The organism is Gordonia prachuapensis (genome assembly GCF_036350515.1).
Taxonomy (GTDB): Bacteria; Actinomycetota; Actinomycetes; order Mycobacteriales; family Mycobacteriaceae; genus Gordonia; species Gordonia prachuapensis.
In genome coordinates this window covers 365936-388042 of the sequence record NZ_JAZDUE010000001.1, presented here as the reverse complement: position 1 = coordinate 388042, position 22107 = coordinate 365936, and the positions used below count along the sequence as shown (strand labels likewise).

Annotated in this window: 20 protein-coding genes and 1 pseudogene; 8 read left to right on the top strand and 13 right to left on the bottom strand. The window is 68.0% G+C overall.

Annotated elements, in window-relative coordinates:
• Positions 1-34 precede the first annotated feature (34 nt).
• Positions 35-826 carry an alpha/beta fold hydrolase gene (locus tag V1Y59_RS01710; protein ID WP_330503091.1) on the top strand — a complete coding sequence of 264 codons (792 nt, stop codon included), beginning with the start codon at positions 35-37 and terminating at the stop codon, positions 824-826.
• A gap of 2 nt (positions 827-828) precedes the next feature.
• Positions 829-1140, top strand: a complete 312-nt coding sequence (locus V1Y59_RS01705) for an MGMT family protein (protein WP_330503090.1) — start codon at positions 829-831, stop codon at positions 1138-1140.
• Positions 1141-1400: 260 nt separating this feature from the next.
• Here V1Y59_RS01705 and V1Y59_RS01700 read toward each other — a convergent pair whose 3' ends face one another.
• The 6 genes from V1Y59_RS01700 to V1Y59_RS01675 all read right to left on the bottom strand — a co-directional run bounded on the left by V1Y59_RS01700 (position 1401) and on the right by V1Y59_RS01675 (position 8863).
• Complete coding sequence (locus tag V1Y59_RS01700) at positions 1401-2147, bottom strand: sirohydrochlorin chelatase (RefSeq protein ID WP_330503089.1); 747 nt, start codon at positions 2145-2147, stop codon at positions 1401-1403.
• A complete protein-coding gene (locus tag V1Y59_RS01695; protein ID WP_330503088.1) occupies positions 2144-3325 on the bottom strand; it encodes a uroporphyrinogen-III synthase in 1182 nt (393 codons plus the stop codon). The genes V1Y59_RS01700 and V1Y59_RS01695 overlap by 4 nt, the downstream gene beginning before the upstream one ends.
• On the bottom strand, positions 3322-3756 hold the full coding sequence (gene nirD / locus V1Y59_RS01690; protein WP_330503087.1) for a nitrite reductase small subunit NirD: 435 nt from the start codon (positions 3754-3756) through the stop codon (positions 3322-3324). The genes V1Y59_RS01695 and nirD overlap by 4 nt, the downstream gene beginning before the upstream one ends.
• Positions 3753-6323: a nitrite reductase large subunit NirB gene (gene nirB / locus V1Y59_RS01685; RefSeq protein WP_330503086.1), complete on the bottom strand. Its 2571-nt coding sequence runs from the start codon at positions 6321-6323 to the stop codon at positions 3753-3755. The genes nirD and nirB overlap by 4 nt, the downstream gene beginning before the upstream one ends.
• Positions 6324-6360: 37 nt before the next feature.
• The gene (locus V1Y59_RS01680; protein WP_330503085.1) at positions 6361-7833 is read right to left on the bottom strand and encodes a nitrate/nitrite transporter; all 1473 of its coding nucleotides are present in this window, start codon (positions 7831-7833) and stop codon (positions 6361-6363) included.
• 175 nt (positions 7834-8008) lie between these two features.
• Positions 8009-8863 (bottom strand): TIGR02569 family protein, encoded by an 855-nt coding sequence (locus V1Y59_RS01675; protein WP_330503084.1) that lies wholly within the window; start codon positions 8861-8863, stop codon positions 8009-8011.
• Between the two features lie 148 nt (positions 8864-9011).
• Here V1Y59_RS01675 and V1Y59_RS01670 point away from each other — a divergent pair.
• Together V1Y59_RS01670 and V1Y59_RS01665 are read left to right on the top strand one after the other, a co-directional pair.
• A pseudogene (locus tag V1Y59_RS01670) lies at positions 9012-9966 on the top strand (RNA polymerase sigma-70 factor).
• Complete coding sequence (locus V1Y59_RS01665) at positions 9963-10427, top strand: SRPBCC family protein (protein ID WP_431309072.1); 465 nt, start codon at positions 9963-9965, stop codon at positions 10425-10427. Before V1Y59_RS01670 ends, V1Y59_RS01665 begins: the two are co-directional and overlap by 4 nt.
• Before the next feature lie 9 nt (positions 10428-10436).
• Here the strand turns inward: V1Y59_RS01665 and moeZ are convergent, their stop codons facing one another.
• Together moeZ and V1Y59_RS01655 are read right to left on the bottom strand one after the other, a co-directional pair.
• Positions 10437-11612, bottom strand: a complete 1176-nt coding sequence (moeZ, locus tag V1Y59_RS01660; protein ID WP_330503081.1) for an adenylyltransferase/sulfurtransferase MoeZ — start codon at positions 11610-11612, stop codon at positions 10437-10439.
• A gap of 109 nt (positions 11613-11721) precedes the next feature.
• The gene (locus V1Y59_RS01655; RefSeq protein WP_330503235.1) at positions 11722-12765 is read right to left on the bottom strand and encodes a DUF3152 domain-containing protein; all 1044 of its coding nucleotides are present in this window, start codon (positions 12763-12765) and stop codon (positions 11722-11724) included.
• Between the two features lie 203 nt (positions 12766-12968).
• On the opposite strand from V1Y59_RS01655, the gene fasR reads away from it, so the two are divergent.
• Positions 12969-13634: an HTH-type transcriptional activator FasR gene (gene fasR / locus V1Y59_RS01650; RefSeq protein WP_330503080.1), complete on the top strand. Its 666-nt coding sequence runs from the start codon at positions 12969-12971 to the stop codon at positions 13632-13634.
• Between the two features lie 97 nt (positions 13635-13731).
• Here the strand turns inward: fasR and V1Y59_RS01645 are convergent, their stop codons facing one another.
• Positions 13732-13965 carry a DUF3107 domain-containing protein gene (locus V1Y59_RS01645; RefSeq protein ID WP_330503079.1) on the bottom strand — a complete coding sequence of 78 codons (234 nt, stop codon included), beginning with the start codon at positions 13963-13965 and terminating at the stop codon, positions 13732-13734.
• A gap of 139 nt (positions 13966-14104) precedes the next feature.
• Positions 14105-14806 carry a ferritin-like fold-containing protein gene (locus V1Y59_RS01640; RefSeq protein WP_330503078.1) on the bottom strand — a complete coding sequence of 234 codons (702 nt, stop codon included), beginning with the start codon at positions 14804-14806 and terminating at the stop codon, positions 14105-14107.
• A gap of 330 nt (positions 14807-15136) precedes the next feature.
• Between V1Y59_RS01640 and V1Y59_RS01635 the strand changes: the two genes are divergently transcribed.
• Positions 15137-16744, top strand: coding sequence for a DEAD/DEAH box helicase (locus V1Y59_RS01635; protein ID WP_330503077.1), 1608 nt, complete (start codon positions 15137-15139; stop codon positions 16742-16744).
• A 45-nt stretch (positions 16745-16789) separates the two neighbouring features.
• A complete protein-coding gene (locus tag V1Y59_RS01630; protein WP_330503076.1) occupies positions 16790-18082 on the top strand; it encodes an Rv3212 family protein in 1293 nt (430 codons plus the stop codon).
• A 150-nt stretch (positions 18083-18232) separates the two neighbouring features.
• Here the strand turns inward: V1Y59_RS01630 and V1Y59_RS01625 are convergent, their stop codons facing one another.
• Together V1Y59_RS01625 and V1Y59_RS01620 are read right to left on the bottom strand one after the other, a co-directional pair.
• A complete protein-coding gene (locus V1Y59_RS01625; RefSeq protein ID WP_330503075.1) occupies positions 18233-19024 on the bottom strand; it encodes a ParA family protein in 792 nt (263 codons plus the stop codon).
• A 76-nt stretch (positions 19025-19100) separates the two neighbouring features.
• Positions 19101-19511 carry a hypothetical protein gene (locus V1Y59_RS01620; protein ID WP_330503234.1) on the bottom strand — a complete coding sequence of 137 codons (411 nt, stop codon included), beginning with the start codon at positions 19509-19511 and terminating at the stop codon, positions 19101-19103.
• 219 nt (positions 19512-19730) lie between these two features.
• Here V1Y59_RS01620 and V1Y59_RS01615 point away from each other — a divergent pair, with 219 nt between their 5' ends.
• On the top strand, positions 19731-20699 hold the full coding sequence (locus V1Y59_RS01615; RefSeq protein WP_330503074.1) for a diacylglycerol/lipid kinase family protein: 969 nt from the start codon (positions 19731-19733) through the stop codon (positions 20697-20699).
• On the opposite strand, the gene V1Y59_RS01610 is transcribed toward V1Y59_RS01615, so the two are convergent.
• The gene (locus V1Y59_RS01610; RefSeq protein ID WP_330503233.1) at positions 20612-21799 is read right to left on the bottom strand and encodes an MFS transporter; all 1188 of its coding nucleotides are present in this window, start codon (positions 21797-21799) and stop codon (positions 20612-20614) included. The two genes, V1Y59_RS01615 and V1Y59_RS01610, sit on opposite strands and share 88 nt — an antisense overlap.
• Positions 21800-22107 lie beyond the last annotated feature (308 nt).

Below are 22107 nucleotides of genomic sequence, written 5' to 3'. Positions count from 1 at the left end.
CGCCGGCGCGTGCCCACTGCGGCAGGATGGCGTCATGTCGTTGACCACTCATGTGTTCGGGCCGGAGGCGCCGGCGACGCCGACCGTGCTGGCGTTGCACGGGCTGACGGGGCACGGGCTGAGGTGGCAGGCGCTGGCGCGCGAGCATCTGGCCGACGTCCGGGTCGTGGCGCCCGACCTGCTCGGGCACGGCCGGTCACCGTGGACGCCGCCGTGGTCGTTCACCGACCATATCGACGCGCTGGTGGCGGTCGTCGCCGAGCACATCCCGGGTGATGCGGAACCGTTCGTAATCATCGGTCACTCGTTCGGCGGCGCCCTGGCGGTCCGTCTCGCGCATCGGCTCGCGGACGCCGTCCGTGGGCTGGTGCTCCTGGACCCGGCGCAGGGCCTGGACCCGGCGTGGGCCTTGCAGGTCGCCACCGACAGTCTGGCGCACTGGGATTACGCCGATGCAGACGCAGCGCGCGCCGCGAAACGCGAGGAAGGCTGGGCAGACATCCCGGAGTCGTTGCTGGACAGGGAGATCGAAGAGCATCTATGTCCCCTGGACAACGGCCGGGTCGGCTGGCGGGTCAGCGCGGCCGCTGCTGCGACGGCATGGAGTGAGATGGCTCGCGACGCCGTGTTGCCGCCGAGAGGCATCCCGACGAGCATCGTCGTCGCCGACCGGGTGGACCCGCCGTTCGTGCGCCCGGCGTTTCTCGAGGCCTGCGCCGAGGAGGACTCGGTACGTGTCGTGCACGCCGACTGCGGGCACATGGTGCCCTACCTCGAGCCGGCGCTCACCGCACGGCTGATCCGCGAACGGCTGGACGGGGCCTGAGCGTGGCCGCCGTCACCGACGCCGACGTCGAACGGGTCCGCAGCCTCGTCGCGGCGATCCCAGCCGGCAGTGTCACCACGTACGGCGACCTCGCCCACGCGGCCGGATTGTCGAGTCCGCGCATCGTCGGATGGATCATGCGTACCGACTCGGCCGACCTGCCGTGGCATCGAGTGGTCCCGGCCTCCGGGCGGCCGGCCGCGCATCTGGCCTCCCGGCAGCTGGAAAGGCTTGCCGCCGAAGGCGTGCCCATTCACTCCGGGCGGATTGCCCTGCGGGAGTGTCGGTGGACGCCTCAACCGATGGTCGAGTAGCCACGACTCCCCCGATGGTCGAGTAGCCACGAGGCGCTAGCCGAGTGGCGTATCGAGACCTATTTGAGCCGCAAGAGGTCTCGATACGTCGCTCGCCTAGCGGCTCGCTCCTACTCGACCAGCGGTAAGAGGGAGTGCGGCGGCCCCGACCAGCGGTGAGAGGAGTGCGGCGGCCCCGACCAGCGGTGAGAGGAGTGCGGCTACTCGACCACCGGAAATGAAAAAGCGGCCACACAACCAACGGGAACGGAATGGGCCAGTCAGCCACTGACCCGCGCCTGCCGACGGTATGGGCTGATCGCCGCGCGCATGCGGGTCACGATGAGGTCGACGATGCGGCGGTCGGCGCCGAGCGGATCGGCGACGGCATCGGCGCCGTAGGTATGGAGTCGCTGATGAAACAGCCCGGGCGCCAACAGGTAGCTGGCGATCACCACCCGACGGCCGTGGCGCGCGGCACGTTCCACCGCCTCGGGAACCGTCGGCGTCGCCGTCGTGATGAACCCCACCTCGACCCGTCCACCGATGATCGACTCGAGCTGCCGCGCAGCGAGATGCACCTGACCACAAGCGCTCTCGTCGGAGGAACCGGCAGCGGCGAGTACGACGGAGTCGCCGGGTTCCCATCCCGCCTCGACCAACCGCAGTCGCGCGACGTCGGCGATCGCCGGGTCGGGCCCGAGGGCACGCGTCACCACCGTGTCGGCACGCCCGGCGGCCTCGACATGGTGCGGGAGATCTTTGCGCACATGGTATCCCGAGGCGAGGAACGCCGGCACCAACACCGCGGGGCGGTCGACGTCGCCGATGACCTCCGCCGGGGTGGGGCCGAGGACGTCGACGAACGCGGTCCGGGTGGTCCCGACGCGCTCGCCGACCTTCTCGGCGATCTCCGCGATGACGTTGACGCCATGGGGATTCCGGGTCCCGTGTGCAACGAGGACCGGGCTGATGTCACGCAGCCGGTCACCGAACGGCAGGTATTGACGGGTATGACGATGTCTCACTCGCCGTCCTCCTCTCCCTCGTACTCCAGGTCGACCGCGAGGCGGTATCCCCGCTTGACCACGGTCTGGATCATCTTCGGATCACCCAGCGCGTTGCGCAGTCGGGCCACGGCCACTTCCACGGCATGGGTGTCGGAGCTGTCGCCGGGCAGTCCGGCCAGCAGTTCCTGGCGCGAGACCACTCGGCCGGGCGACGCCGCCAACGCCTTGAGCATGATCAGGCTGGTCGCCGACAACTCGCGCAGTTCCCCGTCGACGATCACCGCCTGTCCTCGAATCGCGGTGTCGTGGCCGTGGACTCGCAAGTTGTGGCTTCTCCGGGGCAGCTCGTCGGTGATCAGCCGCGCAAGCGCGCCGAGCCGAAACCGTTTCGGGTAGGTGGTGGGGATCTGCAGCGCCTCGAGCGGACCGGCGGTCACCGAGCCCACACACATCACCGGCACCGCGGTGCGCATGGCGTGCAGGAACTGCTGCAGCTTCCCGAGCTCTTTGGCGCGCGTGAGGATCGACGCGGCGGCCGGCGCGCTGGTGAAGGTGATCGCGTCGATGTCACCACGGATCACGGCGCCGATCATCCGGTCGATGCGATCCACGTCGGGGTGCATGTTCCAGCGGTACACCGGGATCGGCAGCACCTCCGCACCTGCGGCGCGCAGCACGGCGCAGAAATCGGGCAGCGGCTCCCATTCGGTCGTCGCCCCGTGCAACTGCACCGCGATACGCACACCGTCGACCCCCTCTTCCAGGAGACGGTCGAGGACCTCCGACGACGATTCGCTCTCCGGCGACCACTCCTCTCGGAGTCCGGCCGCACGGATCGCGCCCTTCGCCTTGGGTCCTCGCGCGATGAGCCGGCTCTTACCCAAAGCGGTGATCAGTGGCTCGGCACTTCCCCACCCGTCGGCGGCCTCGACCCAACCGCGGAAGCCGATCCCCGTGGTGGCCACCATCAGATCCGGCGGGTCGCCGATGATCGTCTCGGTGACCTCCTCCAGTTCGGTGTCGTCCACCAGCGGCAGGATGCGGATCGTGGGTGCCGCCATCACCTCCGCACCTCGGCGGGTGAGCAATGCCGCGAACTCTTCGGCGCGGCGGGCCGCGGTGATCCCGATCGTGAATCCGGCAAGGGGCAGCGTCTCGGCGTCGTCGGCGAGGGCCGAATCTCTCCTGTTGTTCATCGGCGCTGGAAGTACACCTCGACGATGTCGTCGACGACACGTACGGCGTAACTGGGCACCGACATCGACTCGTCGTCGAGGCAGATACCGGTGCGCAGGGAGAACACCTGCTTGCCCAGCGGACTCGCGACGGTCGGTTCGCCGCCGCGGTCACCGGCCACCCCGCGCGACAGGACCGCGGCACGGGAGAACGGGTCGATGTTGCCGATTGCGTAGAGCCGGGTTCGTCCGACGACGGCCTCACGGTCGGTCTCCATCGCGGGAATGCGGAACAACGCTGCCTGCTCGAAGTCCGGGCCGAGAACACCTGCCCCGCGTCCGATCGCCAGGTCCGAGATCGCGCAGGCGCGCACCCAGGTGCCGGGCACCGCATCGGGGGAGGTCGTCGGGTCTGCGGGCTCGTTCGCCGCCGACTGCTCAGCGACTGTCATGTCGGCACTCCTTCTCGTTCGGTGGCCTCGCGGACGTCGAGCTGACCGTCGGCGCGGCCGGGCATCGACGGCATGTCGAGCAGGACCGGGATCTTGCGTTCGGTGTCGGCGTCGGTGAACTGGATCGTCGGGTCGACCACCTCCGGTGCGTTCACGAACGAGACGAAGCGCTTGAGCTTCTCCTCGTCTTCGAGTACCGCTGCCCACTCGTCGCGGTAGCCGACGACATGGCGTTCCATGGCCGATTCCAGATCGGCCGCGAGACCCAGGCTGTCGTCGCAGACCACCGCCTTCAGATGATCGAGTCCGCCCTCCATCGCCTCCAGCCACGGCGCGGTGCGCTGCAGGCGATCGGCGGTGCGGATGTAGAACATCAGGTAACGATCAATGTAGGCGACCAGCGTCTGGTCATCCACTCCACTGGCCAGCAGCTGGGCATGCTTCGGGCTCTGCCCACCGTTGCCGGCGACGTAGAGATTCCACCCGTGCTCGGTGGCGATGACACCGACGTCCTTGCCCCTCGCCTCGGCGCATTCGCGGGCACAGCCCGACACACCGAACTTCAGTTTGTGCGGCGACCGCAGGCCGCGGTAGCGCTTCTCCAACAGGACCGCCATGCCCACCGAATCCTGCACACCGTAGCGGCACCAGGTGGACCCGACGCAGCTCTTCACCGTGCGCAGGCTCTTGCCGTAGGCGTGCCCGGATTCCATGCCGGCATCGACGAGGCGACGCCAGATCTCCGGGAGCTGGTCGACGCGGGCGCCGAACAGGTCGATGCGCTGACCACCGGTGATCTTGGTGTACAGACCGAAGTCACGGGCGATCTCACCGATCACGATGAGCTGTTCGGGGGTCACCTCCCCGCCCGGCATGCGCGGGACGACCGAGTAGGAGCCGTTCTTCTGCATGTTGGCGAGGAAGTGGTCGTTGGTGTCCTGCAGGGACGCCTGCTCGCCGTCGAGGATGTGGTCGCTCGACGTGGAGGCCAGGATGGACGCCACCGTCGGCTTGCAGATGTCGCAGCCCTGTCCGGATCCGTATCGCTCGATGATCTCGGAGAACGTGCGGATGCCGGTCACCGAGATGATCTCGAAGAGTTCCGCACGGGACTGTTCGAAGTGCTCACAGAGCGCCTTGGACAGTTCGACACCGGATGCGGCGAGCAACGACTTGACGCTCGGCAGACAGCCACCGCAGGTGGTTCCGGCGCAGGTGGTCTTCTTGATGTCGGCGATCTCGCAGGCGCCGTCGGCGATCGCCGAGCAGATGGTTCCCTTGGAAACGCCGTTACACGAACAGATCTCGGCCTCGTCGGGCAGCGCGTCGACGCCGACCGCGGGACCCGAGGCGGGTGCGATGAGTGCCGCGGGGTCGCCGGGGATCTCGCTGCCCACCATCGGTTTGAGCAGCGCGTATGCCGACGCATCACCCACGAGGATGCCGCCGAGCAGTGTCTTGGCGTCGTCGGAGACCACCACCTTGGCGTACCGCCCGGCAACGGGGTCGTGGTAGACGATCTCCAGCGAGTTCTCGGTGGTCGCCATCGCGTCGCCGAAACTGGCGACATCCACACCCAGCAACTTGAGCTTGGTGGACATGTCGGCGCCCGGGAACGTGGTCTGCTGGCCGAGGAGTTGGTCGGCCACGACCTCGGCCGTGCTGTACCCCGGCGCGACGAGGCCGTAGCAGCGACCCTCGACCGCGGCCACCTCGCCGATCGCGTACACGTCGGGATCGTCGGTGCGACAGGAGGTGTCGACGAGCACGCCGCCCCGCTCACCGACCGCGAGTCCCGCGTCACGGGCGACCTGGTCGCGCGGCCGCACACCGGCCGAGAACACCACCACGGCGGCGTCGAGTTCGGTGTCGTCCGACAGGGTCACGGTGAGACCGCCCGACTCGGAATCGGCGATGTTCGCCGTGCCGACCCCGGTGTGCACCGTGAGGCCGAGGTCGGTGACGAGGTTCTCCAGCACCGAGCCGCCGCCGTCATCGACCTGCATCGGCATCAGTCGCGGCGCGAACTCCACGACGTGCGGCGACATGCCCATCAGCTTCAGCGCGTTCGCCGCTTCCAGACCGAGGAGACCACCGCCCACGACGATCCCGGGCGCGCCCGGGCCGGCGGCGTCGGCCGCCGCCCGGATCGCATCCAGGTCGTCGAGAGTCCGGTACACGAAGCACTTCTCGTTGTCGTGCCCCGGCACCGGCGGGACGAAGGCGTACGAACCGGTCGCGAGCACGAGTGCGTCGTAACCGATCTCGCGTCCGGTCGACGTGATCACCCGACGACCGGCGCGGTCGACGTCGGTCACGGCCTCCCCCAGGTGGGTGACCACCTGGGGGTCGCCGACGTAGGTGTTGCCGTCGAGTGCCAGCGAATCCCGCTGCCAGGAACCGACGTACGAGGACAGCCCGACCCGGTCATAGGCGGGATCGGCCTCTTCCGAGACCACCTCGATTCGCCAGGTGTTGTCGGTGTCTCGGGCACGGAGGGTCTGTACGAAACGGTGACCCACCATGCCGTGGCCGACCACGACGACTGTCTTCGATGCTTCGGTCACTGGTAACTCCTTGATGTTTCCGGTCTGGGGCGGCGGCTCAGGCCATCGCCTTGTCGGCGGGTCCCGAACCGTCCTTGGCCTCGGTGGCCGCTGTCTTCTCCGCGGCCACCTGCAGGTCGGTGGTCTCGCTGATGACCATCGGACGACGGACGTAGAACAGATAGGTGATCACACCGGCGAGGACGTAGAAGCCCATGAAGATCCAGAACGCCACGGTGGCCGACTGATTCGACTGATAGCTGGCCCGCAGCACGAGGTTGATACCCACACCGCCGAGACCGCCTGCAGCGCCGGCGATTCCGATGAGTGCGCCGGACATGCTGCGCGACCACTTGGTCTTGCCCAGGGCGTTGAGACCGCCCAGTTCCTTGGACTTGTTCTCCCAGATGGTCGGGATGATCTTGTAGACCGAGCCATTGGAGATGCCGGAGAGCAGGAACAGCAGGATGAAGCCGATGACGAACGCGGTGAGCGTTCCACCGCTGATGGTGCCGTTGCTGTCGGCGATGGTGCCGGCGATCACGAGGATCGACGCGGACAGGGTCATCGCGGCGAAGCACCACAGCGTCACCTTGCCACCACCGATGCGGTCGGCGAGCTTGCCTCCGTACGGCCGTGAGATCGAACCCAGCAGCGGGCCGATCCACGCGATCTGAGCGGCAGCCAGGGCGGGCTTGTCCGCGCCGGCCTCGGTGAAGCTGATGTTGAGCACCTGGGCGAACGCGAATCCGAAGCCGATGAACGAGCCGAAGGTACCGATGTAGAGCAGGCAGATGAGCCAGGTGTCCTTGAACTTCAGGCAGTCGATCATGGCCCGGCCGCTGGAGGTCTGGTGATCCAGGTTGTCCATGTAGATCGCGGCGCCGACACCGGCCACCGCGAGTGCGACGAGGTAGATGGCACAGACGATCTCGGGCTGGTCGGCGAACAACCAGATCACGGCCAGACCGATCAGCTGGACGACCGGGACACCGATGTTGCCGCCACCCGCGTTGAGGCCCAGGGCCCATCCCTTGAGGCGTTGCGGATAGAACGCGTTGATGTTGGTCATCGAGCTGGCGAAGTTGCCACCACCGAAGCCGGTCATGGCTGCGACGGCCAGGAACCAGCCGAACCCGAACTCGCCGGGGTTCATCATCAGCATCATCGTCAGCCCGGTCGGGATGAGCAGCACGATCGCACTGAAGATGGCCCAGTTACGTCCGCCGAAGATCGCGGTCGCCTGGGTATAGGGAATCCGCAGGCAGGAACCGACGAAGGTGGCGGTGGCCGCGATGATGAACTTCTGGTCCAGGGAGATGCCGTACTCGGGTCCCATGAACAGGGCCATCACGGAGAACAGCGACCACACCGAGAATCCGACGTGTTCGCAGATGACCGACCAGATCAGGTTGCGCTTGGCGACGGCGGCGTTGCCGTTGTCCCAGGCTTCGCGGTCCTCCGGGTCCCAGTCGGTGATCCGGTGGTCGCGCGCCAACGCGGTCCGCACGGAGGCGGGAAGTACGGGCATGAGTCATCCAATCGTTTGAGTGAGGCTGATTGACCGACGACTCTGTCGGACGATTGGTGACAAAGTTAGGGAGCCAGTGTTGCCGCGATTTTCCCTCGCGTGACCTGAGAGTCACGTTGTGCTCACATCCGGGGCGATCCGATGTGAGAAGGAAGTGGTGGACGCTGACCTGCGACTACAGCATCAGCCGGACGAGATCGACCACTCGTTGCAGGCCCGGGAGTGCGCCTGAGGTGGCACGGGGATGTAACGCGTGGACGGCCAGGCGAAACATGACGGCGCGCAGCATCATCTGCGACCACTCCGGTTGATCGGCCCAGCGTCGCACGAGATCGTCGTCGGCGCCACCCCATGCCAGGGAGTCGACCACCACCACCGCCGCCGCCCACGATGCCGGGCGCCAGTACGGGACGATGTCGGTGATCCCGGGTGCCGCGGCCCCGGCGAACAGCACGGTGCCAAACAGGTCCCCATGCACCACCTGTGACTCGAGAGAGACGTTCTTACGAAGGGTGGCAAGGGTTTTCAGCATCTGAACGCTGTCCTGGCCGTCCGGAGTGGTCGGCTCGCCCAGACCGGCTGCCCGCGCGGTGCGCAGCGGGACGTCCTCCCAGGCCGCCCGGTCCGCGGCGGTGAACACGTCGACGTCGGTGTGCGGCGGGGCCGGCGACTGCAGCAGGAACCTGGGGCGCTCCAGCCCCGCGGTGGCCGCGTGCAGCCGGTCGGCGACGAGGACGACCTCGTCGTGGCGCGGCTCCGGCGCACCGGCGATGTAGGTGTCCGCCCGCCAGCCGGACACCACATACCGACCGTCGGTGGCGCGGAACGGACGCGCGATGCGCAGGCCTTCGACGTACAGGTTCTCGCGGACGGTCGCCGACCAGGCGGCCCGGGCGTGATCGGGGACCAGCGACAACACGACCTCGCCGACCCGCCACCCACCGATCCAGGAGTCGCCCATCGGGATCGGCGGGTGCGCGGTCAGCCCGAACGTGTTCAGCACGTGTTCGGGTGGCTCGACGGTGTTCACGCCTGCAGAGATTACCGAGCGTTGCAGGCGAAATGCGGCAACGACTCGGGTCTGGCGTGCGCACACGCGCGCGCCGCCACTCGATTTCTGTGATGCACGACACACCCAATGCGCGTCACACCAGGGTCGGGAGCGGTGTCATTGGTACGTGCCCGAGGCTTCCGGAACCGACCACGACACGGTGTTCACCGAACTGCGTCCACTCCTGTTCACCGTGCTACGACATTCTCGGCTCGGCCACAGATGCCGAAGACGTCGTTCACGACTGCTACCTGCGCTGGCGTGCCCAGGACGCCGGTCCGATAGCCGATCCGCGTGCCTACCTGGTGACGGCGGTGAGTCGCACCGCGCTGAACCACCTGCGAACACTGCACCGCAGGCGCGAGACATATGTCGGCGAGTGGCTGCCGGAACCCATCCGGACCGAACCCCATGGGGGCACCGGCGACGCCGCCGACGATGTCGTGCTGGCCGAGTCGGTGTCGATGGCCATGCTGCTTGTCCTCGAGACGCTGTCACCGGTCGAGCGGACCGTGTTCGTCCTTCATGAGGTCTTCGACTACCCGCACGAAGAGATCGCGGCGATCGTCGACAGGTCACCGGCCACCGTGCGTCAGATCGCCCATCGGGCGCGGCGGCACATCTCGGCCCGCCGACCACGCGCGGCGGCGCGCCGGCCCGGGAACCACGTGGATCGTGAACGTCAGGAACACGACCTGGTGGTCCGGTTCCTGCAGGCCTCCCGCACCGGCGACCTCGGCGAACTGCTGTCGGTACTCGCCTCGGATGTGGTGCACATGTCCGACGGCGGCGGGCGGGTCTCCGCCGCGCGGCACGCGGTGCACGGCGCCGACCGGGTGGCCGCCTTCTCCATCGGCCTCGCGCGATCGGCGATGTCGGACGCCCGCGTCGAACTCGCACGATTCAACGAGGCCCCCGCGGTCGTGTTCCGTATCGACGACGTCATCGATTCGGTTGCGGTGTTCGACTGCCGCGACGACCACATCGTCGCTGTGTATGCCGTCCGTAATCCCGACAAGCTGCACCGCATCGACGACCTCCATCGTCTCGACAGAGGAAGGACATCACCATGGAAACCGTGACCGCAGAACGCGTCATCGAAGCCCCCGCCGAGGCCGTGTTCGACTGGATCAGCAACGCGCACAACTACACCGGCATCCCACTTGTGCTTACCGAACGCCTGGCCACACTCGGCCGTGAGGCGCCGTACGGCACCGGCGCGGTACGCGTCCTCGGTTGGGCGGTCGGCTGGTTCTGGGAGCGGATCACCGCCTACGATCCGCCGCACTCGTTCGAGTACGACGTGTACCGCAGCATTCCACCGTCCCGTCATCGCGAAGGCCGGGTGACATTCGACAGCTCGATCGGCGACGACGGCGTCGCGGCCACGCGAGTCGTCTGGCAGACGACGTTCGAACTGTCCATCCCGGTGATCGGCGGCTTCCTCACGCGACGCGTCGGCGTCCCGCTGCTGACCTACGCGTTCCGCCGAATACTCGAAGCCGCCGAGCGCGAGCTCGTCACGGAGCGCGCACTCAGGTGATCGACTAGATCAGTAGACCGGCAGCGTCTTGTCGACCTGATTGGCCCACGCGGTGACTCCGCCCTGCAGGTGGGTGGCGTCCGCGAAACCGGCACGTTTGAGAGCGGCGAGCGCCTCGGCCGACCGGACCCCGGTCTTGCAGTAGAGCACCGTGGGCCGGTCCTGCGGCAGTTTGGCCAGACCGGCGCCCGAGAGGATCTCGTCCTTCGGGATGAGGGTCGCACCGTCGATGTGGACGATGTCCCACTCCACCGGCTCTCGGACGTCGATGATCGCCAGCCGGTCACCCGCGTCGATCTTGTCCTTGAGTTCGGCGGCCGTCAGCGTCGAACCGTCCGCGGCGTCGGCCGCCTCGGTGGACACCACACCGCAGAAGTCGTCGTAGTCGATGAGTTCGGTGACCCGCTCACCCTCCGGATCCTTGCGGATCCTGATGGTCCGGTAGCTCATGTCGAGCGCGTCGTACACCATCAGTCGGCCGAGCAGGGGTTCACCGATACCGCAGATGAGTTTGATCGCCTCGGTACCCATGATGGAGCCGATCGAGGCACAGAGGATGCCCAGCACGCCACCCTCGGCGCACGAGGGCACCATCCCGGGCGGCGGGGCCTGCGGATAGAGGTCGCGATAGTTGAGTCCCCGGCCGTCCGGTGCGTCCTCCCAGAACACCGACGCCTGACCCTCGAACCGGAAGATCGATCCCCACACATACGGCTTGTGCGCCAACACCGCCGCATCGTTCACGAGGTAGCGGGTGGCGAAGTTGTCGGTGCCGTCGAGGATCAGGTCGTACTGCGAGAACAGCTCGATCGCACCTTCGGGTTCCAGACGCTCGTCGTGGATGTTCACGGTGACGAACGGGTTGATCTCGACGATCGAGTCGCGCGCGCTCTCCGCCTTCGGACGCCCGATGTCGGACTGGCCGTGGATCACCTGGCGCTGCAGGTTGGACTCGTCGACCACGTCGAACTCGACGATGCCGATCGTCCCGACACCGGCCGCGGCCAGGTAGAGCAGGGTCGGCGAGCCGAGACCGCCGGCGCCGATCACGAGTACCTTCGCGTTTTTCAGCCTCTTCTGACCGTCCATCCCCACGTCCGGGATGATCAGATGGCGGCTGTAGCGGGCCACCTCTTCGTTGGACAATTCCGCTGCGGGCTCGACCAGCGGTGGCAAGGACGACACAGGCTCCTCCAGTACGTCTGACGATCTTCGGCGATCTCGTTCTGCGTGATCTCCACTCGGGCGATCTGCTTTAGGGCGATCTACTGAGTCAACAGCCGCGACCGCACGGTCATTCCGAATCCGCCCGGACCGCTCCGCCGTTCGGGAACGGCCACGGATTCGGCTTGCACACGAGGTTGCGGTTGGCCTGCATGTCGGGATCGAGCGCCATGATCTCGCTGTTGGCCACCCCGAACGACTGCTGCATCATGACCGGGGCCAGTGCGCCGTCTTCCCGGCAGGGCTCGTGCGCCTCGTAGCCGATCCCGTGACCCGTCTCGTGATTGATGAGGTATTGGCGGTAGGACAGGTCGTCGCCGCTGTAGGACAGCGCGCCGCGCACCCATCGCGCCTCGTTGAGCGTGACCCGCTCTTCCGGCGGGTAGAAACACGACGTCTCGAGTTGGATCTGATAGCCGCACAGCTCCCGGGTGGTGGCCGGCGAAGCCAACGTGATGCGGAGGTCCGGGTCTCCCGAATCGATTCGCCGGAAGCTGACCTTGCCGTCACCGATCCAACTGCGAGGGTTGGCGAGGGTGGAGTCGACCATCCTCGCGAACGACTGGTCACCGCCGAAGTCCCGGGCATTCACGCCGTTCTCCACTTCGACGGTGTAGGTGTACACCTCACCGCCTGTCCCCACTTGCGGGCCGGCGCCGGGAACGACGTGGTAGGTCTCGCGACCCTGCTCGGTGTAGGGCCCACCTGCTGGCAGCGTCCCCGCGGGCAGCGCCTCGGGCTCGATGGTGCCGGTCGGCGCACCGACCGGCGCGGTCTCCTCGCTCACGTCGGTGTTGCGCGACGCCTCATCCGGATTGACGTCGGCAGCGGACACGGAGGCCGAATCGTCTGCCGTGCGGACCGTCACGACGATGAGCACGATGGTCAGGATGAACAAGACCGGGATGGCGTAGGCCCGCCACCCGTAGGTCGCGACGAACTTGCCCAAAGCGCTCTGCTTCTTGCGTTCCGGCTGGGCGTCGCGGTCCACGCGGGGCCGGCCGGTGTCATCGGTGGGATCCCAGCGGGCCCGCAGCGGCTGGTCCGGTCTCGGCCGCGGCCTGGCGGCCTGGGTACCGACGCCGGTGTCCGGTCGCGGACGCCGCGGCCCCACATCCCGCGCGCGAACGCGTCCGTCGCCGACCCCCCCACCGCTCGTACCGGCCGTCCCGGCACCCGCGTTCCCGGAGTTCGACCCGCCTCCTGGGTGACTCACAGGACAACCTTCTCACAGGTCAACGCGCATCCGTGGAGCGGAGTGTCGGGGTGGGAGTGTGCGGCTCCGTCGTCGCCGACGGCCGCGAGTACTCTCAACGCATGTCGACCACCACAAATCCGTCGCACGGTGCCGCGCGCAACACACGGCTGCCGCGCAGCGCCCGCCGCATGCAGCTCCTCGACGCGGCGAGCGAGATCTTTGTGGAGCGCGGCTATCACTCCGCGGGCATGGACGAGATCGCGGTCCACGCCGGTGTCAGCAAACCGGTGCTGTACCAGCACTTCCCGTCGAAGCTGGATCTGTACATCGCCGTGGTCGATTCCCACGCCGAGAAACTGGTCAGTGACGTCAACAAGGCACTGCTGACGACCACCGACAACAAGCAACGTGTCCGGGCCGCGGTGGAGGCGTTCTTCGACTTCATCGACCAGGACAATTCCGGCTATCGGCTCATCTTCTCGTCGGATGCCAAGGACCCGGCCGTGATCCGGCGGGTCGAGGGGGCCACCGAGGCCTGCGTCGACGCGGTCTACGGACTGGTGATGCACGACTCGGGACTCGATCCGTACCGGTCGCGGATGCTGGCGGCGGGGCTGGTGGGCGCCAGCCAGGTCAACGCACGCTACTGGCTGGAGGCCAAGCGTCCCGTCGACAAGCGCGCGGCCGTGGACACGACTGTCGCGCTGTTGTGGGGCGGTCTGTCGCATGTGCCGCTGCAGGGCATGTCGCCCGAGGGCGGGTCCCCCGCCGAACCAGACGCCTAGGGTCCCGCGAGACCAGACACCACAGACCGGCCGCCGTCGATCATGTCGACGGCGGCCGGTCTGTTGATTCTGATTCGCAGGTCGGTGAGTCGTCAGCTCAGGTGGCGACGAAACCGACCCGACGGTTCTCGGTGCTGCCGACCTCGACGTAGGCGATCTTCGTCACCGGCACCAGGAAGCGGGCGCCCTTGTCGTCGGTCAGTGCCAGCAGAGACTGATCACCCGTCAGAGCCGCCTCGATTTCCGCATATGCCTTGTCGCTGGTGAGCGCGGTGTGGATGGACAGCTCACGCGGACTGTCGGTGATACCGATCTTCACTTCAACGGCCATGGCCACCCTTCCGAAGATTTCGCCGCGGCGCGATGTGACGCCGCCCGGCACAACATGTCTGCGGCCCCAGGCTAGTTCAGACCGTTTCGCGGACGACATGGGCTCCGCTCACAGCGGAACCCGGCCTCGCCGGACCGACCTATCCGAGGCCGAGGTCGCGCATCCGTTTGTCGTGTTCGGCGGTGATCGCGTCGAAGAAACCGGCGATACCGTGCAACGACGCCGAGCCCGCGAACAGCAGGTCGGTGACCTCCTCTTCGGCCGCCAACACCCACTGGGCATGCGTGACCGCTTCGCCGAGCAGGCGGCGCCCCCACAAGGTCAGCGGCGACTTGAGTGACGGGTTCGCCGCGACCGCGGCCGAGACCTGCTCCCGCGCGAAGTGTGAGTTGGCGGTCTCGGCCATGACCTCTCTGATCACCGACTGCGCGTCGGCCGGCAACGCACCGGAGACCTCGGTGTAGAAGTCCGCCGCGAGCCCGTCGCCGACATACGCCTTCACCAAGGCCTCGTACCAGGTCTTCGGGGTGGTCACCCGGTGGTAGCGATCGAAGATGGAGCGGTAGCGCTCCACGGCCTGGGTCGGGTCGATGTCGTGTGCGGCGACCTGTTCGGCAAGCGCGTCGAAGTGTCGCATCTCGGACGCCGCCATCCGCGCGATGGCCACCTGGCTGGCCACATCCGGCGCCATTCGTGACTCGTCGACGAGCCGATAGAAAGCGGCGTACTCCCCGGCCAGCAACACCGCGAAAAGCTTGGCGATCGCACCGCCGTCTTCGCTGGTCACGGCGCTGGTCGGCGGATCGGGAGAGACCCCGGACGGGGGCGGCGCAGTCGACATGGTGGTGATGGTATGCGGGGTCCGGGCGTTCACCAAGTACACTTGACGACGGTGTACTGACGCGATCATGACGATCCGGTGCCGTTTCGTCCGGCGAACGCCGGTCGGACCGAATCCGGATCACGCGCGGTCACCGGACAATGTGCGCGCACTCGTCGCCGGGCGTCGACGCCCGAGCGGAGCCACCACACAGTCACCGAAACCGGTTTGCGTGGTCCCTTCCGGACCCCGACGACGCGGTCCGACCAGGACCCTTCCGACGCAGACCGCTCGACCCCACTGTGGTGCCTTTCGTGCGTGCGGGAAATGCAGAAAGGCATACAACCTCACATGAGCGAAACCACCGGGACCGATTCCCGAGACGACATCCAGACCACGATCGTCGACGAGACCCACACGTCGCCGACCTTCGCCGAACTCGGCGTCGACGACAAGATCGTCGCGGCCCTGACCGCCGACGGCAAGACCCACACCTTCGCGATCCAGGAACTCACCCTGCCGCTGGCGCTCAGCGGCGATGACCTCATCGGTCAGGCACGTACCGGCATGGGCAAGACCTTCGGGTTCGGCGTCCCGATGCTGCATCGGCTCGCGAACGCCGAGGCGTCCGGCCTCCGCGCGCTCGACAACACGCCGCGCGCGTTGGTGATCGTGCCCACCCGCGAGCTGTGCCTGCAGGTGACCGGCGACCTCGAGGTCGCCGCCAAGCAACTGGACGTGACCCTGGCCGACGGCACCACCCGTCCACTGAAGATCAGTTCCATCTACGGCGGCCGTCCCTACGACTCGCAGATCGCCGACCTCAAGTCGGGCGTCGACCTGGTGGTCGGCACGCCCGGCCGGCTGCTCGACCTGGCCCAGCAGGGCCATCTCATCCTCGGCAAGGTGACGATGTTGGTCCTCGACGAGGCCGACGAGATGCTCGACCTCGGCTTCCTGCCAGACATCGAACGCATCATGGGCGCCCTGCCCACCCCGCGGCAGACCATGCTGTTCTCCGCGACCATGCCCGGCCCGATCGTCACCCTCGCGCGCACCTTCCTGCATCGACCCACGCACATCCGGGCCGAGCACGCCAACGACTCGGCGGTGCACGAGCGCACCACCCAGTACATCTATCGCGCGCACGCCCTGGACAAGGCCGAACTCGTCGCCCGCATCCTGCAGGCCGACGGCCGCGGCGCCACGATGATCTTCACCCGCACCAAGCGCACCGCCCAGAAGGTCGCCGACGACCTCGGCGAACGCGGGTTCTCTGTGGGTGCGGTACACGGTGACCTGGGACAGGTGGCCCGCGAGAAGGCGCTCAAGCGGTTCCGCAACGGCGACATCAATGTGCTCGTCGCCACCGACGTGGCCGCGCGCGGCATCGACGTCGACGACGTCACCCACGTCATCAACTACCAGTGCCCCGAGGACGACAAGACCTACATCCACCGCATCGGTCGCACCGGCCGCGCGGGCCGCACCGGCATCGCCATCACGCTCGTCGACTGGGACGAACTGCACCGGTGGGAGCTCATCGACAAGGCACTCGGCCTCGAGGTGCCCGCCCCTGTGGAGACCTACTCGACGTCGGAGCATCTGCGTACCGAGCTCGGCATCCCGGAGTCGGCGACCGGCCGGATCGCCGCACCGAAGCAGTCCGCGGACCGCGAGGAGCGGCGCAGCCGGCCCGAGCGGCAGAAGTCCAATCGGGTTCGGCGACGCACCCGGGGCGGCAGAAGTGCCGATCCGAACTCCGCGGAGACGACCGAGAAGACGGCGACGTCGGGCTCCGACGGTGACGCCGTCGGCGCCGACTCGGCGGCCGACGGGGGATCCGGTCGCGGCGACCGGCCGCGTCGACGTCGCCGCCGCCGTGGTGGCGCCAAGCACTCGGCGACCTCGACCGACCAGCAGCAGGAGAAGACCGCCACCGTCGCGTCGGCCGAGTGATCGCTTCCGACTCGATCCGGATCATTCGCGGCGACCGGAGCTCATGTGGCCCGAATCCGACCTGAGCGTCGCACGCCGGTCGACCTCGCGGTGACCGCTGCGATACTCGTCGCGATAGTCGTCGCCGGGCTGGTCATCTGGGCCAACAGTCCGGTCCGGCAGTCCGAGAGCGTGCAGGCCGCCGCGCCGGTTCCCGAGGTCGAACCGTCGTCGGCGGTGCCCGCGAACCTCGCCCCCGCGTGGCGCGCACGCTCATCGGCGACTCAGACCCCGGCGATCGCCGAGGCGACCGTCGTCACCGCCGATGCGGGAGAGGTGGTTGGGCGGGATCCGCAGACCGGCCGCGAGGTGTGGCACTATCGCCGGAATCTGGACCTCTGCGCGGTGATCGCCGCCTGGCCGGCGAGCAACAACAAGGTCCTCGCCGCATATCGCAATGCCCGCGGGTGCGGAGAGGTCACGGCGCTCGACGCGTCGTCCGGCAGTCGAGCGGGGAGCCGCAGCAGTGACGCCGACGACCACATTCGCCTGGTGTCGGACTCCGGATATGTTGTCTCCCAAGGACCCACGCGGCTGGAGACCTGGGGTTCGAACCTGGTGCGCGGCATCGAATACGGCCGCGTCGACGCGCCGGTGAAACCTGGTGTGCAGCCCGGACGACAGGACTGCCGCCTGTACTCCTCGGCGGTGGGCGGCAGCCGGGTCGCGGTGATCGAACGCTGTGGCGACGAACCCGGCTACCGTCTGACAGTTCTCGGCGCCGTTCTCGACGACGACGAGGACGTCGAGCAACACGGGTCGTCGCTCATCACCGACGGCACGGATGGGCCCCCGCCGGTGCTGATCGGGATGAGCAGCTCGGCCATCGCCGTCTACGACGGCGGCGCGAACCCGCCCATGCCGACATCGGATACGCCGGCCCCCGGGTCCCCCGCACCGACCGCCCCGACGATCCGGCAATTCACCACCGACGGGGTTCCCAGCGCCACGAACACCGTCAACGGCGCCCAGCATCCGCCCGCCGGCGTCGCCGTCGCCTCCGGCGGTCTGACCAGCTATTACACCGGCAAGTCGACGGTCGTGATGGATGCCGCCAACCTCCGGCCGATCTATCAGGTGCCCGGGGCGATCGGGACCGGGGATGTCATGGCCGGGCAGCTACTGCTGCCGACACCGGCAGGCGTCAGCGTTCGCGACGCCGCGACGGGTCGCGAACTGCGTGCCATCGCCCTGCCCCGCGACGGCCGTCGCGACGACCAGCCGGTCAGCCTGCGGGTGCTCGGTGCCACCGTCGTCGAACAGTGGGGAACGACCGTCCAGGCCTACCGGCCGCTGTAGCGACGCGCTGCCTACCTCCCCGGATCCCTGAGGTGCGAGCAGCGCAGCGACGACATCCCGTTCCCCAAGAGCAGCATCTAGCGACGACATCCGTTCCCTGAGGTGCGAGGAGCGCTAGCGACGAGCCACGAAGGGCGGCTCACCAGGCGTTCACGCCATGTCGAACGTCGGGACCGGCGTCCCCGCCTCCCAGTGCTTCCACAGGTTCTCGGCCAGCTCGCGATAGGCGTTGGCACCCTTGTTCTTCCTGCCCCGCATCACCGACGTCCCGGACGCCGACGCCTCCGCGAACCGCACAGTCCGCGGGATCGGCGGGTCGAGCACCGGGAGGTCGTACCGATCCGACACATCCCCGAGCACATCGCGGCTGTGCGTGGTCCGCGCGTCGTAGAGCGTGGCCACCGCGCCGAGCGTCGCCAGTCCGGGATTGGTGATCTGCTGCACCTCGTTGACGGTTCGCAGCAGCTGCCCCACGCCTCGATGTGCCAACGTCTCGCACTGCAGCGGGACCACCACCTCGTCGGCGGCGGTGAGTCCGTTCAGGGTCAGCACACCGAGCGATGGCGGGCAGTCGATCAGGATGACGTCGTAGTCCTCGGCGACCTCGGCGAACGCACGTTTGAGTGCGTACTCGCGACCCGGCCGCATCAGCAGCAGGGCCTCGGCACCGGCGAGGTCGATCGTCGCGGGCAGCAAGGTCACGTTGTCGTCGGTGTCGAGCAGGACGTCGGCGATCTCCTCCTCCCCGAGCAGCACGTCGTGAACCGACGACTCCAGCTGGTCTGGGTCGTGTCCGAGCGAAAAGGTAAGACAGCCTTGCGGATCGAGGTCGACGACCAGCACCGACACGTCGAGATCGGCCAATGCCGCGCCGAGCGACGCGACCGTTGTGGTCTTGGCGACCCCGCCTTTTTGATTCGCGATGGCCAGCATCCGGGTCATGGCCTCAACTGTACGGCTGATCACAACCGCAGTAGGTGATACCGACGTTACGACTGTCGCGTCGCGCCCGGGCAGGTCAGCGTCGGCGCGACGAGGAGCCCGATCCGGCCGCGGGGTCGTCGGTCGTGTACTCCCCCACGAGCCAGCGCGTCGATGCGGGACTGAAGATCAGCACGAGTACCGCGAGGGCGGCGATCGCCAGCGGGATGCCGAACCACGGTTGGCCGCTGTCGGTGAGCAAGGCGTAGGCGACCGGGAGCAGCAGGATCTGGGCGACCACGGCGATCGCACGACCCCAGCGGCGCCCGGTCAACAGTGCGATCCCGCCGATCAGGACGCCACCGCCGATGATGCCGAACCATGCGGCGGTGCCGTAGCCACTGATGAACGCCTCGCGATGCCCGGCGGCCTCGCGGATGGCCAGGACGATCGCGACGATGACGGCCACCAGACCTTCGAGTGCGGTGACCGCGCCGGCGGCCCGGATCGTCGTCGGCGGATTCGGCGCAGGGGGGTTCGGCGCAGGGGGGTTCGGCGCAGGGGGGTTCGGCGTCGCCGGGTCGGCGGACCCGTTCGGCTGCGGCTCGCCCTCGGGCGCCCGAGAGCCGCGTCGCTTCTTGCTCACCGCTCCAGACTATGGGGCCTCGACCGGCCGGGACACGGGCGGGTGCACGTCACACCGCCGCAACCAATATCGTGGGGTCTCGTGCGCATGATGCTCATCGTCAACCCCTTCGCCACGGCGACCACGCCCGCCGGGCGCGACGCGCTCGCGCACACCCTGAGTTCGCGGTTCGCCCTCGACGTCGAACACACCACACATCGCGGCCACGCGCGTGAGCTGGCCGAACGTGCGGTCGCCGAGGACTTCGACGTCGTCGTGGTCCACGGCGGCGACGGATCGGTGAACGAGGCCGTCAACGGGCTGCTGGGTGCTCCGGGCTCCGGCCACGACCCCGCCCGCCGGGCGCCGAGGCTTGGTGTGATCCCCGGCGGCAGCGCCAACGTGTTCGCCCGCACGCTCGGCATAGAAGCCGATCCGCTCGCCGCGACGTCGCAGATCATCGGCCTGCTCGAATCCGGCCAGTGTCGCCGCGTCGGCCTCGGCCACACCGCCGACCGGTGGTTCCTGTTCAACACCGGGATGGGCATGGATGCCGTCGTCGTCCATGCGATGGAGCGCAAGCGGCATGCCGGCAAGCCGGCCACACCGGCACGTTATTTCTGGACGACGGTGGCCGCGTTTCTGCGTAACGCCATGGACCGCTCGTCGTTCACCGTCGTGGTCCCCGACCATGACCCCATCACCGGGGTCCGGTTCGGTTTCGTCTCCAACACCAGCCCGTGGACCTACTTCGGCGACTTCGAGATCCGCACGAATCCGACCACCGGCTTCGATAGCCGCCTCGGACTGTTCGCCGCGACCTCCACCGGGGTGGCACGCAACATCCCGCTCGCCGCCCGGCTGCTCACCCATCGCACGCCGAAGGGCGGTCATCTTCACCGCGACGACGATGTGCCGTGGGTACGGTTCCGGGCGGACGAGCCGATCGATGTCCAGATGGACGGCGACTACATCGGCGCACATCACTCACTGGAGTTCGGGCACCGGGCCGATGCCCTGGTGGTGGTGGCGCCCGGAACGAACACCAGCGCGACTCCCAGGGCCACATAGGGAATCGCCGCGAGCGCGAACAGCATCGTCGGCGGCAGCCACTGCGAACCCAGTGCCCACGATCCGAATGCCATCACCGCGACCACCTCTTCACCGACGCCGACCACCGAGGTGACCGTCGCCCGCACCCTCGACGGCACCCGATCCTGCATCATCGCCTCCGCCATCACCGAGGACCACCCGAACACCCCGAACGCGAACGCCACCAGCACGATCCCCGCCGGGTGACCCGATGCCGCACCCGCAGCCAGTGCCACCGCACCGGCCAGGAGCCACGGCGCCAGCCGACGGGGTGACGGCCGGCGCGCGCCGGTCCGTTCGGCCGCGAAACCTCCGCCGATGTCCCCCACGGCCACCACCACCATCAGCAGTGCGACCGCCTCCGCCGTCGAGGCTCCACCCCACATCGCCGCCGCCAACAGAGGCAGGTACTCATCGAGCGCCTCGACCCAGGTCAGGGCGATCACCAGCACGAACAGTCGACGCAACACACCGTCGCGGCACAGGCGACGAATCATCCTCGTCCGGCTGGTCCGGGAATCTGTGATGCCGTCGTTGTCGGTGTCGTCGCTGTCGCGAGGGTCGGCATCCGCACCATCAGCACGTCCAGGGGGCGCATCCTCCGGCAACATCCAGGACGCTCCGGCGCAGATGACGCACGCGACCACGCTCGCCGCCCCGGCCGCGTGGTAGCCGCCCCATGCCGCGAGCGGGACGGCGAGCATCGTGCCCAGCAGTACGCCCAGCGCGGACATCGCACGCATCCGGCCCGCCACCTGCGCGTAGCGCAACGCCAGGCCGTGCGCGGCGAGGGTGTCGTAGACGAGGGCTTCCATGGTCCCCGAGCGCAGTGCCGACCCGGCCGACCAGAGCACGAATCCGGCAGCGAACGCCGCGTAGGACGGCCACCATGTCCAGAGCGCGAAGCCCGCCGCGGTGACGAGCGGACCGATCAGCAGCAGCGGCCGGCGGGGCACCCGGTCGGCGAGGATGCCGGTGGGGATCTCGAACACGAACGAGCACACCGACCACAGGACGAACAGAGATGAGATGGCTGCGGGTGACAATCCGGCTCCGGCGATGTCGCGGTCACCGAACATCACCGCATAGAGCGGGTACAGCGGGATGGCGTCCTCGGCCAGCGAGGCGATCGACGCCGCCGCGGTCAGTCGACGCGCAGGGTCAGACCGCGCCCGTGAGCTCAGCCGGTGTGATGAGGATCAACATCGTCGTCGTGGCATGGTTCACAGATTACCGGCACTGACTCGAAGACCACCAGGGATTTCTTTCGCAGGGCTACGCAGATCACAGACTCTGCGACCACAAACGGAGTAGAGTAGTACATCGGTGCGCAACCAAGTGCAGGCACCCCCTCACGGGGATGATCACCCAACAGTGATATTGCACA